At 54.1% G+C, this 16,062-nt stretch carries 14 protein-coding genes; 7 read left to right on the forward strand and 7 right to left on the reverse strand.

The window, feature by feature from the left end; all coding sequences use genetic code 11:
- Positions 1-127: 127 nt before the first annotated feature.
- The 5 genes from ACN9MQ_RS15125 to ACN9MQ_RS15145 all read left to right on the forward strand — a co-directional run bounded on the left by ACN9MQ_RS15125 (position 128) and on the right by ACN9MQ_RS15145 (position 4,589).
- Positions 128-526 (forward strand): CidA/LrgA family protein, encoded by a 399-nt coding sequence (locus tag ACN9MQ_RS15125; protein WP_063214759.1) that lies wholly within the window; start codon positions 128-130, stop codon positions 524-526.
- Positions 523-1,218, forward strand: coding sequence for a CidB/LrgB family autolysis modulator (locus ACN9MQ_RS15130; protein WP_014170901.1), 696 nt, complete (start codon positions 523-525; stop codon positions 1,216-1,218). Before ACN9MQ_RS15125 ends, ACN9MQ_RS15130 begins: the two co-directional genes overlap by 4 nt.
- 129 nt (positions 1,219-1,347) lie before the next feature.
- Entirely contained in the window at positions 1,348-2,232 is an 885-nt protein-coding gene (gene cdd / locus ACN9MQ_RS15135; protein ID WP_426021377.1) for a cytidine deaminase, read from the forward strand.
- 127 nt (positions 2,233-2,359) lie between these two features.
- Complete coding sequence (gene sanA, locus ACN9MQ_RS15140) at positions 2,360-3,079, forward strand: outer membrane permeability protein SanA (RefSeq protein ID WP_014170903.1); 720 nt, start codon at positions 2,360-2,362, stop codon at positions 3,077-3,079.
- Positions 3,080-3,200: 121 nt separating this feature from the next.
- Positions 3,201-4,589, forward strand: coding sequence for a glutamine synthetase family protein (locus ACN9MQ_RS15145; protein WP_426021397.1), 1,389 nt, complete (start codon positions 3,201-3,203; stop codon positions 4,587-4,589).
- A 49-nt stretch (positions 4,590-4,638) separates the two neighbouring features.
- On the opposite strand, the gene mglC is transcribed toward ACN9MQ_RS15145, so the two are convergent.
- The 7 genes from mglC to ACN9MQ_RS15180 form a co-directional block, all read right to left on the reverse strand.
- Positions 4,639-5,649, reverse strand: a complete 1,011-nt coding sequence (gene mglC / locus ACN9MQ_RS15150; protein ID WP_014170905.1) for a galactose/methyl galactoside ABC transporter permease MglC — start codon at positions 5,647-5,649, stop codon at positions 4,639-4,641.
- A gap of 15 nt (positions 5,650-5,664) precedes the next feature.
- Positions 5,665-7,185 carry a galactose/methyl galactoside ABC transporter ATP-binding protein MglA gene (mglA, locus tag ACN9MQ_RS15155; RefSeq protein ID WP_020883197.1) on the reverse strand — a complete coding sequence of 507 codons (1,521 nt, stop codon included), beginning with the start codon at positions 7,183-7,185 and terminating at the stop codon, positions 5,665-5,667.
- A 79-nt stretch (positions 7,186-7,264) separates the two neighbouring features.
- On the reverse strand, positions 7,265-8,263 hold the full coding sequence (gene mglB / locus ACN9MQ_RS15160) for a galactose/glucose ABC transporter substrate-binding protein MglB (RefSeq protein ID WP_014170907.1): 999 nt from the start codon (positions 8,261-8,263) through the stop codon (positions 7,265-7,267).
- 295 nt (positions 8,264-8,558) lie between these two features.
- A complete protein-coding gene (gene galS, locus ACN9MQ_RS15165) occupies positions 8,559-9,581 on the reverse strand; it encodes an HTH-type transcriptional regulator GalS (RefSeq protein ID WP_020883196.1) in 1,023 nt (340 codons plus the stop codon).
- A gap of 155 nt (positions 9,582-9,736) precedes the next feature.
- Positions 9,737-10,894: a DUF418 domain-containing protein YeiB gene (gene yeiB, locus ACN9MQ_RS15170; protein WP_426021376.1), complete on the reverse strand. Its 1,158-nt coding sequence runs from the start codon at positions 10,892-10,894 to the stop codon at positions 9,737-9,739.
- Positions 10,895-10,912: 18 nt separating this feature from the next.
- Positions 10,913-11,581 (reverse strand): GTP cyclohydrolase I FolE, encoded by a 669-nt coding sequence (gene folE, locus ACN9MQ_RS15175; RefSeq protein ID WP_020883194.1) that lies wholly within the window; start codon positions 11,579-11,581, stop codon positions 10,913-10,915.
- Positions 11,582-11,683: 102 nt separating this feature from the next.
- Positions 11,684-12,832, reverse strand: a complete 1,149-nt coding sequence (locus tag ACN9MQ_RS15180; protein ID WP_032678574.1) for a YbfB/YjiJ family MFS transporter — start codon at positions 12,830-12,832, stop codon at positions 11,684-11,686.
- 138 nt (positions 12,833-12,970) lie between these two features.
- On the opposite strand from ACN9MQ_RS15180, the gene fghA reads away from it, so the two are divergent.
- Both fghA and ACN9MQ_RS15190 read left to right on the forward strand, forming a co-directional pair.
- On the forward strand, positions 12,971-13,807 hold the full coding sequence (fghA, locus tag ACN9MQ_RS15185; protein WP_279261478.1) for an S-formylglutathione hydrolase: 837 nt from the start codon (positions 12,971-12,973) through the stop codon (positions 13,805-13,807).
- Positions 13,808-14,055: 248 nt separating this feature from the next.
- A complete protein-coding gene (locus ACN9MQ_RS15190) occupies positions 14,056-16,041 on the forward strand; it encodes a ligand-gated channel protein (protein WP_426021375.1) in 1,986 nt (661 codons plus the stop codon).
- Positions 16,042-16,062 lie beyond the last annotated feature (21 nt).

A 16,062-nucleotide genomic window follows, 5' to 3' on the forward strand; every position in this document is an offset into this window, starting at 1 on the left:
AACCCGGTGAGGTTATACCAGACGTTCCATTTCGGAATGTCTGGTATGCTCAAAATTCATGATGTGATCCGTGGCACATTTTTAGGTTTAATTGTATGATGAATGCGTTTCATCAAGGACTTTCACCATGAGAAAATCATTGAACATTATCTGGCAATATCTTCGCGCATTCGTCCTGATTTACGCCTGCCTGTATGCCGGAATCTTTATCGCATCCCTGCTTCCCATTACCATCCCCGGCAGTATCATTGGAATGTTGATCCTCTTTGTTTTGCTGGCATTGCAAATTCTGCCTGCCAAATGGGTTAACCCTGGCTGCTTTGTCCTTATTCGCTATATGGCGCTGCTGTTCGTGCCTATCGGCGTCGGGGTTATGCAGTATTTTGATTTGCTCCAGGCGCAGTTCGGACCCATTGTGGTCTCCTGCGCGGTCAGTACGCTGGTGGTTTTCCTGGTAGTAAGCTGGAGTTCGCATCTGGTGCATGGCGAACGTAAAGTGGTTGGGCAGAAAGGAACAAAACAATGATGGCCAATATCTGGTGGTCGCTGCCGTTAACGCTGGCAGTGTTCTTCGCCGCACGCAAACTCGCCGCACGTTTCAAAATGCCGTTACTTAATCCGCTGCTGGTGGCGATGGTGGTGATTATCCCGTTCCTGCTTCTCACCGGCATTCCTTATGAACGCTACTTTGCCGGCAGCAAAATTTTGAACGACCTTCTGCAGCCGGCCGTGGTGGCGCTCGCCTTTCCTTTATATGAGCAATTGCACCAGATCCGCGCCCGCTGGAAATCCATCATTACCATCTGTTTTGTCGGGAGCCTGGTGGCGATGATCACCGGCACCTCGGTGGCGCTGTTGATGGGCGCGTCTCCACAAATTGCGGCCTCTATTCTGCCTAAGTCGGTCACCACGCCTATCGCGATGGCCGTGGGCGGCAGCCTGGGGGGGATTCCGGCCATCAGCGCCATGTGTGTGATATTCGTGGGGATCCTCGGCGCGGTCTTTGGACATACCCTGCTGAATGCGATGCGTATCCACACCAAAGCGGCACGAGGTCTGGCGATGGGTACCGCGTCGCACGCCCTGGGCACCGCGCGCTGCGCTGAACTGGATTATCAGGAAGGGGCGTTTAGCTCACTCGCACTGGTGATCTGCGGGATTATCACCTCCCTGCTCGCACCGTTTATTTTCCCGCTGATTGTGGCGGTCATGGGTTAAAATTTGCGATGCGTCGCGCAAATTTCATTTTGTTTTCATAAGTTGCATACATAATGAGAAGTGGATCACATATAAAGCCCCAGCGGCTCCGTAAACTACCGATCCATTAACCTTTATGAGGCAAACGCCATGCATCCACGTTTTCAAGCTGCTTTCGCCCAGCTTGCAGAGAATGTGCAATCAGCTCTGGCCCCGATTCTGGCGGATGAGCATTTCCCGGCCCTGCTGACGGCTGAACACGTCACGGCACTGAAAGAAGCCACAGGGCTGGACGACGACGCGCTGGCCTTCGCGTTGCTGCCGCTGGCGGCAGCCTGCGCCCGCGCCGATCTCTCTCATTTCAACGTCGGTGCGATTGCACGCGGCGTAAGCGGAACCTGGTACTTCGGTGGCAACATGGAGTTCCTCGGCGCGACCATGCAGCAGACCGTTCACGCGGAACAAAGCGCCATCAGCCACGCCTGGCTGCGCGGTGAACAAGCGCTGAGCGCCATTACCGTTAACTACACCCCTTGCGGCCACTGCCGCCAGTTCATGAACGAGCTGAACAGCGGGCTGGAGTTACGCATCAATCTGCCAGGCCGTGCGCCGCATACCCTCGGGGATTACCTGCCTGACGCGTTTGGTCCGAAAGATCTCGACATCAAAACGCTGCTGATGGATGAACAGGATCACGGTTTTGCCCTTTCCGGTGATGCGCTGAGCGAAGCCGCGATTCGTGCGGCGAACAAGAGCCACACGCCATACAGTCACTCCCCAAGCGGTGTGGCGCTGCAGTGTCGTGATGGTCGCATCTTCACCGGAAGCTATGCCGAAAACGCCGCCTTTAACCCGACGCTGCCACCGCTTCAGGGCGCCCTGAATTTGCTGAGCCTCAATGGCTATGACTACCCGGACATTCAGCGCGCTATTCTGGCAGAGAAAGCCGACGCGCCGTTGATCCAGTGGGACGCCACCGCCGCAACGCTGAAAGCGCTCGACTGCTCAACTATTGACCGTGTTTTGCTTGCGTAATGCCTCCGGCGGGCAGAAATGCCCGCTGCTTTGCTGAAAAACCCCTCAGTTGATTCGCTGTTTCTTGCGCTAACCAGGCGGGTAAAGTAGCCTGAGTTAAATTTCACCTTCGGTACGAGCCATCTGCATGTTAAAGCGCGCTTTTTACAGCCTGTCTGTCCTGGTCGGCATACTGCTGTTGATCGTGCTGGGTCTTGATCGCTGGATGAGCTGGAAAACGGCTCCGTATATCTTTGACGACCTGCAGGACCTGCCCTATCGTCAGGTCGGCGTTGTGCTGGGTACCGCCAAGTATTACCGCACCGGGGTAATTAATCAGTATTACCGTTACCGCATTCAGGGCGCGCTGAACGCGTATAACAGCGGCAAAGTGAATTACCTGCTGCTGAGCGGCGATAATGCGCTGCAAAGCTATAACGAACCGGTCACCATGCGCAAAGACCTGATTGCCGCTGGCGTCGATCCGGCCGATATCGTGCTCGACTACGCGGGTTTCCGTACTCTGGATTCCATCGTGCGTACGCGCAAGGTGTTCGACACCAACGATTTCATCATCATCACCCAACGCTTCCACTGCGAACGGGCGCTGTTTATCGCACTGCATATGGGTATCCAGGCGCAGTGCTACGCCGTGCCGTCGCCTAAAGATATGCTGAGCGTCCGCGTACGTGAGTTTGGCGCGCGTTTTGGCGCTCTGGCCGATCTGTACATCTTCAAACGTGAACCGCGCTTTTTAGGCCCGCTGGTACCCATTCCGGCGATGCATGAAGTGCCGGAAGATGCGCAGGGCTACCCGGCCGTCACGCCAGAACAACTGCTTGATATGCAGAAAAAAGAGAAAAAATAGCCTCGCCTTTATACTTTCTTTATACCGGGCGTAACGCTTTTTATCCCGCCTTTACGCCGCCCCTTTTAAGCTGAGTTCACTGCCGCTACGGCTTCATTGAAGAATGACTATGAACTCAATAATGAATGCGTTTTTCCTGAAAAATGTCCGCCCCTATTTTAACTTCACGGGTTTATCACTCCCGACGGCGCTCAACGCTGGCCTCTGGCTTGATGACAAACTTGATGCCATGCAACACAACGTCTCGCTGGAAGTGGCGGATTACCTGGAACGTTACCCGCAGACAAAACATATTGACGTTTACCTGAACGATATCAATGGCATTATGCGCGGCAAGCGGCTCTCGGTGGAAAGCATGCTGAATCTGGAAAAAGGCTGTTACTTCCCCCTCTCCGTCTACTCCATGGACCATAAAGGCAAAATAGCCGCCCCGCTTGATGATGAGCCCGACCGGCTCTGCGTTCCCGTCGGCGGTTCCCTGCGCCCCTGTTCGCAAGACCCTCAGCATAACGCGCAGATCCTGCTGACCATGAAAGAGAGCGACGGCAAACCGTGCCCGCTTGAGCCAAGGGTGATATTGCAAAACGTTCTGGCTCGTTTCCATCAGCACGGGCTCTTCCCGGTGATTGCCCCGGAAATTGAGTTTTACCTGACCGGACGCGGCACGCAGGATCCACAAAATCAGGGCTGCTTTCATATGGATACCTCAACAGCACACGCGGCACTGTTTGACGAGCTGGAGCAGCTGGCGCACCTGCAGCGTATCCCCCTGACCGGGATCGTGGCCGAGGCCGAATCTGGCCAGTTCGAGTTAAACCTGAAGCATAGCCATCGCGTCGTTGAAGTCTGCGATAACGTGCTGGCCCTGCGACGCCTGACCCGCTACGTTGCGGAGAAACAGGGTCTGCAGGCCAACTTTATGGCCAAACCGTTCAGCCAGCAGTCCGGCAGCGGTTTGCACTTCCATTTCAGCCTGAACGATATTCATGGCGAAAACGTATTCGCGTCACCGGTGGAAGCGCTGAACAGCATGATGCGCCTCTGCATCGCTGGCCAGCTGGCGCTGATGCCCGCCTCCATCGCCATTCTCGCCCCTGGCGTTAACGCATTCCGCCGCCTGCGTAAAAACCTCACGGAACCGCTATTTAACTCCTGGGGCTATAACACCCGCTCCGCCGCGCTGCGTATTCCCTGCTCTGATGACCATAACCGGCGTATTGAGTACCGGCTGGCCGGGGCCGATGCCAATCCGTATCTGGTGGCGGCAACGCTTCTGAGCGGAATGCTGTACGGGCTGGAAAATTTTGACGAGCAGGATTTACCTGAACCTCAGCAGGACGGGCCGGATCTGCCGCTGTTTCAGCAGGAGGCGATTGAGACATTTGCACGCTGTCAGTATCTCACCGACAGCCTGGGAGAGGCTTTTTCTCAACAGTGGGTTGCCTGCAAGCTCTCCGAACTCGACTGGTTCGAGAGCATTGTCACCCGGGAGGAGTCGAGTCTGGCATGAAGCACAAAAAAGCCCGCTCGATGAGCGGGCCAGGTAATGCCAGAGGCGATTATTTTTTACGCGCGTATTTGAGTGAATCCAGGGCGACCGCAAAGATGATGATGCCGCCTTTGATGATGTACTGCCAGTATGGGTTCACGCCGATGTAGGTCAGACCGTAGTTGATTACGGTAAAGATGATGACACCGGTTACCACGCCGAACACGGTACCCACGCCGCCGCTAAAGGAGACGCCGCCGACCACACAGGCTGCGATCGCATCCAGTTCGTACATGAAGCCCAGGTTGTTCGTTGCAGAGCCGATACGGCCCGCTTCCAGCATCCCACCAAAGGCGTAGAACACACCTGACAGGGCATAGATCATCAGCAGGTTCAGGGCAACGTTGACGCCGGACACTTTCGCCGCTTCCGGGTTACCGCCGATAGCGAAGATGTTTTTACCGAAGCGGGTTTTGTTCCACAGGATCCAGACAAAAGCGACGGCAATCAGGGCGTAGAAGGTAATGTACGACAGGCGGAAACTGCCCAGCGCGATAAACCCTTGCGTAAAGGTCGAGAACCCGCTGTCGAAGCCAGAGATTGGCGACGCCCCCACGAAGTCGTAGTACAGGGAGTTGATACCGTAAACGATGATCATCGTACCTAAGGTGGTGATAAATGGCGTCACGTTCAGGTAAGCGATAATGATGCCGTTAATCAGACCAATCACCGCGCCGATCGCACAGACAATCAGGATCACCACGAAAATGGGCATGGTTGCCATTTCCGGGAACACCTTGTTGGCGTTTTCCATTGACTGCAGCAGCGTTGCCGCGATAACCGCCGCGAGGCCAACCTGACGTCCCGCTGACAGGTCAGTCCCCTGCGTCACGATAAGTCCCGCCACGCCCAGCGCGATAATAATGCGCACGGAGGACTGGGTCAGGATGTTACTGAGGTTCAACAGGCTTAAGAACGTAGGGTCCTGGAAAATGATGATAGCCAGCAGTACTAAAAGAACAACGTAAATACCGCCTTCTTTCAGGTAAGTGAGAAAACTTTTTTTATTTAACGCACTCATGAGGAGCCCCTGATCTTAAAGGTGCAAAGACGCAAGACGCAAAATTTCGTTTTGCGTTGTCGTTTTGGTGTCAACAATACCGGCAACGAGACCATTGCTCATAACCAGAATACGATCTGTGATCCCTAACAATTCCGGCATTTCGGAAGAAATAATAATGATCCCTTTATTCTTTTTCGCCAGCTCGGCAATCAGCTGATAAATCTCAAACTTCGCGCCGACGTCAATACCGCGGGTCGGTTCATCCAGCATCAGGATTTCTGGCTGGGTTAATAACCAACGCCCAATAATGACCTTCTGCTGGTTACCGCCTGACAGCGAACCAATTTGCGTGCGGTGACCTGGCGTTTTGACGCGCATGGAGTCAATCACCCACTGGGTATCGCTCTTCATGCGGGAGTTATCCAGCAGCCCGACTTTGTTTTTATAGTTGCGAATATTGGAAATTAACGAGTTAAAGTTAATATCCAGATACGCATAAATACCGGTCGAACGACGCTCTTCCGTAACCAGCGCAAAACCATTATTAATGGCTTCGTTAGCGCTGTGGTTATTGATTTTCTTACCGTGCAGCGTGATGGTGCCCGCGGCTTTCTCACGAATACCGAACAGGGTTTCGACAATATCAGTACGTTTTGCCCCGACCAGACCTGCGATACCGAGAATTTCGCCCTTATGCAGGTCAAAAGAGACGTCGCGAATAGACGGCTGACGCAGCGAGGTGAGATTGCGAACCTCAAGGATCACTTCACCCGGCTTGTTCTCTTTGTCCGGGAAGCGCTGGTTCAGAGAGCGCCCTACCATCATGGCGATGATCTTGTCCATATCCAGCCCTTCGAGAGGCTGGGTGGCAATCCACTGGCCATCGCGCAGGATGGTAATCTCATCACACAGCTGGAAGATCTCTTCCATTTTGTGAGAGATATAAACAATGCCGCAGCCGCGGTCTTTGAGCTTACGAATAATGGTAAAAAGGTGGTTAACCTCTTTTTCCGTTAATGACGATGTCGGTTCGTCCATGATGACGATTTTCGCATCATAGGAGAATGCTTTGGCAATTTCGATCATCTGCATTTGGGACACGGATAACGTTCCCACGCGGGCGCGCGGATCGATATCAATATCCAGTTCATCGAAAATCGCTTTGGTGTCGCGATACATTTTATCCTGATCGACAAAGACACCTTTGGTCGGATAACGGCCCAGCCACATGTTATCCATAACAGAACGCTGCAGCACCAGGTTTAATTCCTGGTGAACCATTGAGATACCGTTTTCCAGTGCTTCTTTTGCTGAATGGAAATCGATCTCTTTCCCCTGAAAAAGAATGCTGCCAGAATCTTTTTGATAGATCCCAAAAAGACATTTTAATAATGTTGATTTACCTGCGCCGTTCTCCCCCATTAATGCGTGAATAGAGTGAGGACGAACTTTTAAATTAACATTATCGAGTGCCTTAACCCCGGGAAATGACTTGTTGATAGCGCTCATTTCCAACAAGTATTCACCAGATGACTGAGTATTTGTGCTGACCATAATTATACCTTGTTGGCCTCGCATATCGCGTTATAAAAGGGCGCAACAAGTTGCGCCCAGTGAAGACAATTCAAATAACTTATTTACCGATAAACTCAGCCAGGTTGGACTGGTCTACGCCGACGTAAGGTACGCGAACGATTTTGTTTTCAATTTTCCAGGTCGTACCGTCTGCCGCACCTTTGCCATCGGCCAGGTTTTTCGCCAGATCGAAGGTTGCTTTCGCCTGGTTGTTGGCATCGTTCAGCACGGTACCGGCCATTGCACCGGATTTCACCAGGGCCAGAGCTTCTGGCAGTGCATCCACACCGAACACAGGAATGGCTGATTTGTTGTGCGCTTTCAGCGCTTCTACCGCACCCATAGCCATCGCATCGTTGTTGGCAATTACCACTTCGATTTTGTTAGCGTTCGGGCCGGACAGCCACGCGTCCATCTTATCTTTCGCCTGAGCGGTATCCCACATCGCGGTATCTAATGCCAGCTGCTGGGTTTTCAGGCCCTTATCATTCAGCTCTTTGATAACGTAAGTGGTACGGGCTTCAGCATCCGGATGGCCTGGTTCGCCTTTCAGCAGCACGAACTGGATCTGGCCGTCTTTGTTCAGGTCCCAGTTCGGGTTCGCCGCCCAGTGTTTAGCGATCAGATCGCCCTGAATAATGCCGGACTCTTTGGAGTCAGTACCGACGTAAAACGCTTTGTCATAGCTGTCCAGCGCTTTACGGGAAGGTTCTTTGTTGAAGAAGACAATCGGCACATTCTGGCCGCGCGCTTTTTCAATGACCGTGCCTGCCGCAGCGGGGTCAACCAGGTTGATGGCCAGTGCCTTCACGCCTTTTGCCAGCAGAACGTCGATCTGGTCGTTCTGTTTGGACTGGTCGTTCTGGGAGTCATTCATCAGCAGCTGAACATCTGGCGCTGCTTTAGCATCTTTCTCGATAGCTTTACGGACAACAGACATGAAGTTGTCGTCGTATTTATAGATGGTCACACCAATACGGGTATCCGCAGCGTGCGCTGCTGCACCAAAAAGCATGCTTGCCATTACAGCAGACAGGGTCAACACCTTCTTATTCATGGTATCTCCGGTTTTTTTTATGCAGGGTAGTTCTTGTGAATAACGATCGGCAGGCAGGTGTTAATGAAACGTTACTGACAGCCGAAGTTCACTTATAAAATTTCTATCTTCCGTGTTCGGTAACGCTCCAGAAATGCGTTTTATTCGTTGTTTGCGGCACATTGGCTATGGTGAAAGTGATTAATCACTGTTACATAGCGTTTCAGCCCCTAAAACGCTGACATCATAGTCAGCGCCTTGTTAAGATACTGTGAATTTACTCACAGATTGAAAACGGTTACATCAGCTGATGTAATCAGTTAGTGATCGGAACCACAATTTGCCGGGCAGCGACAGAATGTCGACGCACTAAAGTCGGCATGAAACAGTGTGTTGCGCCCGGATCCAGCAGCCCTGCCGCCCCCTGTAACGCCAGCTCAGTGGCCAGTTTGGCCATAGAGGCGATGGGGTAACGCACGGTGGTCAGCTGCGGGTCGGTGTAACGGGCAATGGGAATATCATCAAAACCAATCAACGATAAATGCTGTGGCACCGCAATGCCGTTATCCTTCAGCGCAGTCAGCGCCCCGGCCGCCATGTTATCGTTATAGGCAAACACGGCAGACAGCTGCAGATTACGGCCCAGCAACTCCACCATCGCCGCCTCCCCGCCCTGCATATCCGGCGTTCCGGTTCCGACCCAGCTTTCAGACGGCGTAATACCCTGTTCTTTAAGGGCGTTTTGCCAGCCTTCGCGCCGCAGCTCATCATCTTCAATATGATGGCTGGAGGCCAAAAAACCGATCCGCTGATGCCCGTTGTTGATGAGCATTTTGGTGGCCATCATCGCCCCGCTGACGTTATCCAGCCCGACGCAGCGGTGGGCATACCCTGGCACAATACGGTTGATCAGCACCATGCCGGGGATCTGCTCCATAAACCCGGAAATCTCGTCATCGCTTAAGGCTTTTGAGTGCACAATCAGTGCGTTACAACGCTGGCGGATCAGCACTTCAATCGCATGACGCTCTTTTTCAGCCTCGTGATAGCTGTTGCCAATCAGCACGTATTTCTGATGCTGCTGAGCGACAACGTCTACCGCTTTAACCAACGCACCGAAAAAGGCATCAGAGACATCCATCACCACCACGCCAATGGTATCGCTGACCTGCGTGGCAAGCGCCTGCGCATTGGCATTAGGGCGATAACCCAGCTGGGTCACGGCTTTCATTACGGTTTCGCGGGTGTCAGGGCTGACCAGCGCGCTGTTGTTCAGCACGCGTGAGACGGTAGCCACGGAAACACCCGCCTGACGGGCGACGTCACGAATGGTGATCATATTCACCATCCTTCAAAGGATTGCAGCAACTCACAGACACCCCCTGTGTTTAGCAAGGTGGCTATTTTGGCAGCGAGAGAAAGGGGACTACGTGAAGAAGCTCACACAGATGAAAACGTTTACATCCGTTTTGTTAATGATTGTGATCCAGATCGTTATCTGGATGTATTTCTCAATGATACCCCTGAAGCATGTGCGGTTAACTGACGCCACACCCACTCCAGCGGCCCCTGGCGGAAATAACGTAGCCAGAGAACAGAAAACGCCAGGTTAACCATCCAGACCGGGATAACAAACGCCAGCAGCGAAAGCCGGTCGAATTTCATAAACAGGCCAAACCGATAAAAAAGCGTGGTGCATATCAGCGTCTGCAGAATGTAATTGCTGAGGGCCATACGGCCTACGCAGGCAACGGCACTGACAATCCATGCGCGACACATTTGTGGCCAGAAGCCGTAAATGAGAGCCGCATAGCCAATCGTCTGGAAGGGCGCGCTCAGCTCGCGCGGGACCTGAAGCAGAAACGCACACCAGCGGTAGTTCCAGTGCAGATGCCACTGCATGATCACGGCCGGCAGATTAATCAGCACGCCGAGAAGAATTAACCCGGCTCCCGTCAGGCGATAGTGGCGAAGGGAAAACTCCCCTTTCAGCCAGCCGGTACGCATCAGTGATGCCCCCATCAGCATCATCCCTGCCAGCTGCCAGCCATACTGCGCCCCCAGCGCCAACAGGTTATCGCCAAGCATATCCGCACGGTTGCTTATCGCTTCCATGCCTCCTTTCAGCTTCCAGTACTGCTCGTACTGAAGGTTGGCGGCATCGGGGATCCATGAACGGTTTGCCGCATCACCGGAGATTATCCCCAGCAGTAACAGCACACCAAGGCCCATGACGTAAAGCATCACGCCCGTGTTAAACAGGCTTTTTACGCTGTGCGCATCGCGAATGAGCCGCCAGCAAATCAGCCCGACTAAGCCATAGGCGAGAAGAATGTCGCCATCCCAGAAGAACAGCCCGTGAATAAAGCCGAGGATCACCAGCAATGTCAGACGCGACTGGATCCAGCGCGTGCCGCGCCTGAGCAGTAGCTGCAGGCCTGCGCCAAACAGCAGGGCAAACAGGGTGAGGAATTTGACCTGGGCAAAGAGATCGAGGATGGCCCACGTCCAGGCATCGCTGCGGGTGATGTCGCCATACCACGCAGGATTGAGATACGCCGCCTTCGGCAAGCCGAAGGCGCTGATGTTAAGCAGCAGGATACCGAGAATGGCGACGCCTCGAACAAAATCGAGCGTGACGTTTCGCTCCATGTAGCCTGCCCTGTCAGATTAGTTGTGGTGACGCACGGCGCGCAGAAACTCCTGGCGGGTGTTCTGGCTGGATTTAAACAGACCGCCCAGCGACGTCGTGGTGGTCGCACTGGTGGCATCACGCACGCCGCGCGCTTTCACACAGTAGTGAACGGCGTCGATAGATACTGCCACGTTATTGGTGCCCAGCAGCGTTTGCAGCGCGGTCAGGATCTGCTGCGTCAGACGCTCCTGCACCTGTGGACGCTGCGCAAAGAACTGCACGATGCGGTTAATCTTCGACAGACCAATCACCGTATCTTTAGGGATATAAGCCACGGTCGCTTTACCGTCGATGGTCACGAAGTGGTGTTCGCAGGTACTGGTTAACGTGATATCACGTACCGTTACCATCTCATCGACCTTCATCTTGTTTTCAATGACGGTGATTTTCGGGAAATTGGCGTAATCCAGGCCGGAGAAAATTTCGTCAACGTACATTTTTGCGATACGGTGCGGCGTCTCCATCAGACTGTCGTCGCTCAGATCGAGATTCAGCAGTTGCATGATCTCGGTCATATGCCCAGCAATCAGATGCTTACGGGTTTCATTGTCCAGTTCCTGAACGGGTGGACGCAGTGGCGTTTCAAGACCACGCGCAACCAGAGCTTCGTGAACCAGGGCTGCTTCTTTACTGAGTGATGGCATTCTTTTCTCCTGCAGGTGTGGCGTCTTTTGCCCTCGTTGTGGCAAAAGTGTGCGCTCATTGTGCGTGAGGCGGCGCACATAATCCAGTATTCACGACGATAATTATTGCAATTGCTGTTGCCTTTCGGCCTGACGATCCCAGACCAGTGCGCCGCCGATGAACAGCGCGACGCCCGCCAGCCCCAGCGCAGGCTCCAGTCGGTGCGTGAGCCACGTCGACAACGCCGACGTTACCGGGCCAATCAACTGACCGATGGCATAACCGGTAGTAAGCAGTCCCGCCATGTAGCGCGTGTGATCTGGTGCCAGCTCGCGCCCATAAAGTAAAGAGAGCTGAACGGCACACAAGAACCCGCCCCCAACGAGCAAGCCGCCGGTCAGTAACCCGCCAATCCCCGGCAACAGCCAGGCTGCCAGTACGCCTGCCCCCTGCAACCACAATACGATAGCCAGCCTGCGGTTTGAGGTTGAGGTGTGGCGTAAAACGATGCTGAGCGCAATGCCCGCCACGGCGGCAATACCGAATATCGGCCAGACAAACTGGGCAAACAGACTGCCGGGAAAACGCACGGCCGCCATTTGCGATAAAAAGGTCGCCGGAAGGATATAGCCAAACCCGGCCAGGCTGTAGCTCCAGACCAGGCGCTTTAAATTCTTCGTCAGGACGAGCGGTTCCGGTGCGCTGCCCGGCCGGTGAAGTTGACCCGCACGCGGCAGATACCGGGCCACCAGCGCGATAAGCACCAGCGCCAGCACGCCGTAGATTTGCCATGCTGCACCGGCGGAAAGCGCCTTAGCCTGGATATAGACGGCAAGCAGCCCGCTGAGCGCAATACCTGCACCTGGCCCGGCAAATACCGCGGCGCTGAGACCCGGTTTCCCCAGTTGTCCCAGCCGCTCGTTGGTCCAGGCGGCAATCAGCACCATCGACCAGCCGCTCATGCAGCCAATCACAAAGCGCAGCAGGCCATGTACCACGGCGTTATCGGCCGCAGCGGAAAGCAGCGTCAGCGCAACCGCACCAAAAATACCCAACCAGAGGCGTGTTTCAACGAAGCGGTGCGCACGCATTGCATCCCATGCTCCCACCAGATAGCCCAGATAGTTCATCGCCGCCACCAGGCCCGCGCTGGTGAGCGTGAGTTGCCCGGCGGCAATCATTAGCGGCACCTGAGGGGTAAAAGCAAAGCGCCCTATCCCCATCGCTACCACCAGAACCACAAACCCACTGAGCGCGATACGCAGCGCCATGACCGCTCCAATTGTTAAAGAAAAGTTAATTTATGATGCCGCATCTTACCGTCCTGCGAAAGTGAAAGTTACTCACAGGTAAATGAAAACTCTGTATTATGGGCCGAGTGAATAGCAATTCGTATTAAGGAGCCCTGCATGGAACTGCTCGAAGAGCATCGTTGTTTTGAAGGTCGACAGCAGCGCTGGCGGCACGACTCCAGCGTACTGAACTGTGCCATGACGTTCAGCATTTTTTTGCCGCCAGCTGAAACGGGCGTAAAGCCACCCGTGCTGTTCTGGCTGTCCGGTTTAACCTGTACCGACGAAAACTTCACCACCAAAGCGGGCGCGCAGCGTATTGCGGCTGAACTGGGGATTGCGCTGGTCATGCCTGACACCAGCCCGCGTGGCGATGATGTCGCCGATGATGCCGGGTACGATCTGGGCAAAGGCGCCGGATTCTACCTGAACGCGACAGAGCAGCCCTGGGCACGTCATTACCGCATGTATGATTACATTCGTGACGAACTGCCTGCGCTGGTTCAGGCCGAATTTGAGGTAAGCGACCGCTGCGCCATTAGCGGACACTCCATGGGTGGACACGGCGCGTTGATAATGGCGCTGAAAAATCCGGGAAAATACACCAGCGTGTCGGCATTTGCCCCGATTGTGAACCCCACCCAGGTGCCATGGGGTCAGAAAGCCTTCACCCATTATCTGGGCAGTGACACGGATAAATGGCAGGCGTGGGACAGCTGTGCGCTGATGCTGGCCAGCAACACGGGGGACGCCATCCCGACGCTGATCGATCAGGGCGATGCGGATCAGTTCCTCGCCGGTCAGCTACAACCTGCGGTTCTGGCCGAAGCGGCACGCCAGAAGGACTGGCCGCTGACGCTGCGTATCCAGCCAGGGTATGACCACAGCTATTACTTTATGGCGTCGTTTATTGAAGATCATCTCCGCTTCCATGCGGCGCATCTGTTTAAGTAAGTTCCTCCCTTCTTGCCCGGTGGCGCTTCGTCTGCCGGGCCTCAAAACCTATCCCCTTGAATAAAAGCCTGTTTCTTCGATCAACATCAAAACACAAATGATTTCGATTATCATTTGTGTTTACAATTTCACATTCTTTTGTACAATTCCAGGCTCTTCTCCATCACAAAGAGTTCTTACAAGACAAATACATACAGTTCTCAGGGTTACCCGATGGAGTGTTTTTCTTTTTGATATGGAATGTTCAAATGACAATACCACGCGTTACGTTACTGGCTGTTGCCATCAGCACCGCCATGCTCTCCCCTCTTGCTCACGCAGCCGACCCGGATACCGTGGTGGTGACCGCCACGGGTTTTGAGCAAAAAATCCAGAATGCCCCAGCCTCTATCTCCGTCATTTCAAAGCAGCAGATTGAAGACAAGGCTTACCGCGATGTGACCGATGCGCTAAAAGATGTCCCGGGCGTCGTCGTGACGGGCGGCGGAAGCAGCAGCGATATCAGCATTCGCGGCATGGCGTCCCAGTACACCTTGTTCCTGGTCAATGGCAAGCGCGTCAGTACGCGCAGCACGCGTCCGAACAGCGATAACTCGGGCATTGAGCAAGGCTGGCTACCGCCGCTGGAGTCTATCGAGCGCATCGAAGTGATCCGCGGGCCCATGTCATCGCTCTATGGCTCAGATGCAATGGGCGGCGTAATCAACATCATTACCAAAAAAGTCTCGAATACCAAAGCCTGGACCGGATCGTTACACGGCGATGCCACGTTCCAGGAGAACCATGATTCCGGGGATATCTTCCAGACCAACGCCTACGCTTCCGGCCCGTTAATTGACGGACTGCTCGGTGCAAAAGTGACAGGCCTGCTCTCACGTCGCGCGGAAGATCAGATCCTGAACGGTTTCAATGAGCAGAAAATGCGTAACGGCGGGGTCACGCTGAACTTTACCCCGGACGAGCAGAACGATTTTGACCTCGATTTTGCCCGCGAACTTCAGGACCGAAACAGCACGCCGGGCAAGTCGAAAGCGACTGAAACCTGCCGCGGGGCAACCTGCACGCCAAACAGCAAAAGCGAAACCCGCTACGAACATACGACCTATTCCCTTACCCACAGCGGTTACTACAGCGACTTCAACACCACCAGCTACATCCAGCAGGAAGAGACCAATAACCCGGTTCGCAAAATGCGTTCGTATAACACCACTTTCAACAACCAGAACCAGATCTTCCTCGGCGACCATACCCTGACCCTCGGTGGCCAGTATCGCTATGAGAAGCTGCGTGACAACGGTAACCAGCTTGAGGCGGCGGACGGGCTCAACAAACTGACGCGCTGGAGCTGGGCGCTGTTTGCTGAAGATGAGTGGGCGATGACCGATAGCTTCACGGCGACCGGTGGTCTGCGTATGGATAAAGACCAGAACTATGGCACCAACTGGACGCCTCGCGGTTATGGGGTGTGGCACCTTGCAGAACAGTGGACGTTAAAAGGGGGCGTTTCTGCCGGCTACCGTGCACCGGATCTGCGTCAGTCCTCCGCCAACTGGGGTCAGGCAACGGGCGGCGGTCGGCTGGATGGCATGATCGTGGGTAACCCGGACCTCAAGCCGGAGAAGAGCCTGAGCGAAGAGATCGCCCTGCTCTGGGATAACAATGACAGTCTTAACGCCGGCGTTACGCTGTTCAATACCGACTTCAAAAACAAAATCACTGAAGTACGTCGCTGTAACAGCAGTGCCGACCCTGCCTGTACGATTGGCGGTCATGCCTACGATTTTGTCAGCGACCGGGTCAACGTCGACAAAGCCAACATGCGCGGTGTGGAATCCACTTTCGGCTGGAAAATCACCCAGGATGTTAACTGGACGGCTAACTACACCTATACCGAATCCGAGCAGAAGAGCGGTCAGTTCTCTGGTAAGCCTCTGAATAAAATGCCTAAGCATATGTTCAACACCACGCTGGACTGGCAGGCCACGCAGGATGTGGGCTTCTGGAGCCGTCTGAACTTCCGCGGCAAATCTTCTGAGTATCTCAGCCGGACCTCAATGTCACAGGGCACACCGTCTTACACGCAGGTTGATGTGGGTCTGCGTTATAACGCCAACAAGAACCTGCTGGTAACCGCAGGCGTGTATAACGTGCTGGATAAACAGATTGATTACGAGACTTACGATACCGTACTTGATGGCCGCCGTTACACTGTCGGCATGACCTACAGCTTCTGATCGCCAATAAAAAAGCCCGCT

The sequence above is a fragment of the Enterobacter sp. R-25 genome (genome assembly GCF_049913205.1).
GTDB classification, from domain to species: domain Bacteria; phylum Pseudomonadota; class Gammaproteobacteria; order Enterobacterales; family Enterobacteriaceae; genus Enterobacter; species Enterobacter ludwigii.

Bases quoted from the DNA above. Each gene is read 5' to 3' on its own strand.
- ACN9MQ_RS15125 (WP_063214759.1), top strand. From the start codon at position 128: ATGAGAAAATCATTGAACATTATCTGGCAATATCTTCGCGCATTCGTC.
- ACN9MQ_RS15130 (WP_014170901.1), top strand. From the start codon at position 523: ATGATGGCCAATATCTGGTGGTCGCTGCCGTTAACGCTGGCAGTGTTC.
- cdd (WP_426021377.1), top strand. From the start codon at position 1,348: ATGCATCCACGTTTTCAAGCTGCTTTCGCCCAGCTTGCAGAGAATGTG.
- sanA (WP_014170903.1), top strand. From the start codon at position 2,360: ATGTTAAAGCGCGCTTTTTACAGCCTGTCTGTCCTGGTCGGCATACTG.
- ACN9MQ_RS15145 (WP_426021397.1), top strand. From the start codon at position 3,201: ATGAATGCGTTTTTCCTGAAAAATGTCCGCCCCTATTTTAACTTCACG.
- mglC (WP_014170905.1), bottom strand. From the start codon at position 5,649: ATGAGTGCGTTAAATAAAAAAAGTTTTCTCACTTACCTGAAAGAAGGC.
- mglA (WP_020883197.1), bottom strand. From the start codon at position 7,185: ATGGTCAGCACAAATACTCAGTCATCTGGTGAATACTTGTTGGAAATG.
- mglB (WP_014170907.1), bottom strand. From the start codon at position 8,263: ATGAATAAGAAGGTGTTGACCCTGTCTGCTGTAATGGCAAGCATGCTT.
- galS (WP_020883196.1), bottom strand. From the start codon at position 9,581: ATGATCACCATTCGTGACGTCGCCCGTCAGGCGGGTGTTTCCGTGGCT.
- yeiB (WP_426021376.1), bottom strand. From the start codon at position 10,894: ATGGAGCGAAACGTCACGCTCGATTTTGTTCGAGGCGTCGCCATTCTC.
- folE (WP_020883194.1), bottom strand. From the start codon at position 11,581: ATGCCATCACTCAGTAAAGAAGCAGCCCTGGTTCACGAAGCTCTGGTT.
- ACN9MQ_RS15180 (WP_032678574.1), bottom strand. From the start codon at position 12,832: ATGGCGCTGCGTATCGCGCTCAGTGGGTTTGTGGTTCTGGTGGTAGCG.
- fghA (WP_279261478.1), top strand. From the start codon at position 12,971: ATGGAACTGCTCGAAGAGCATCGTTGTTTTGAAGGTCGACAGCAGCGC.
- ACN9MQ_RS15190 (WP_426021375.1), top strand. From the start codon at position 14,056: ATGACAATACCACGCGTTACGTTACTGGCTGTTGCCATCAGCACCGCC.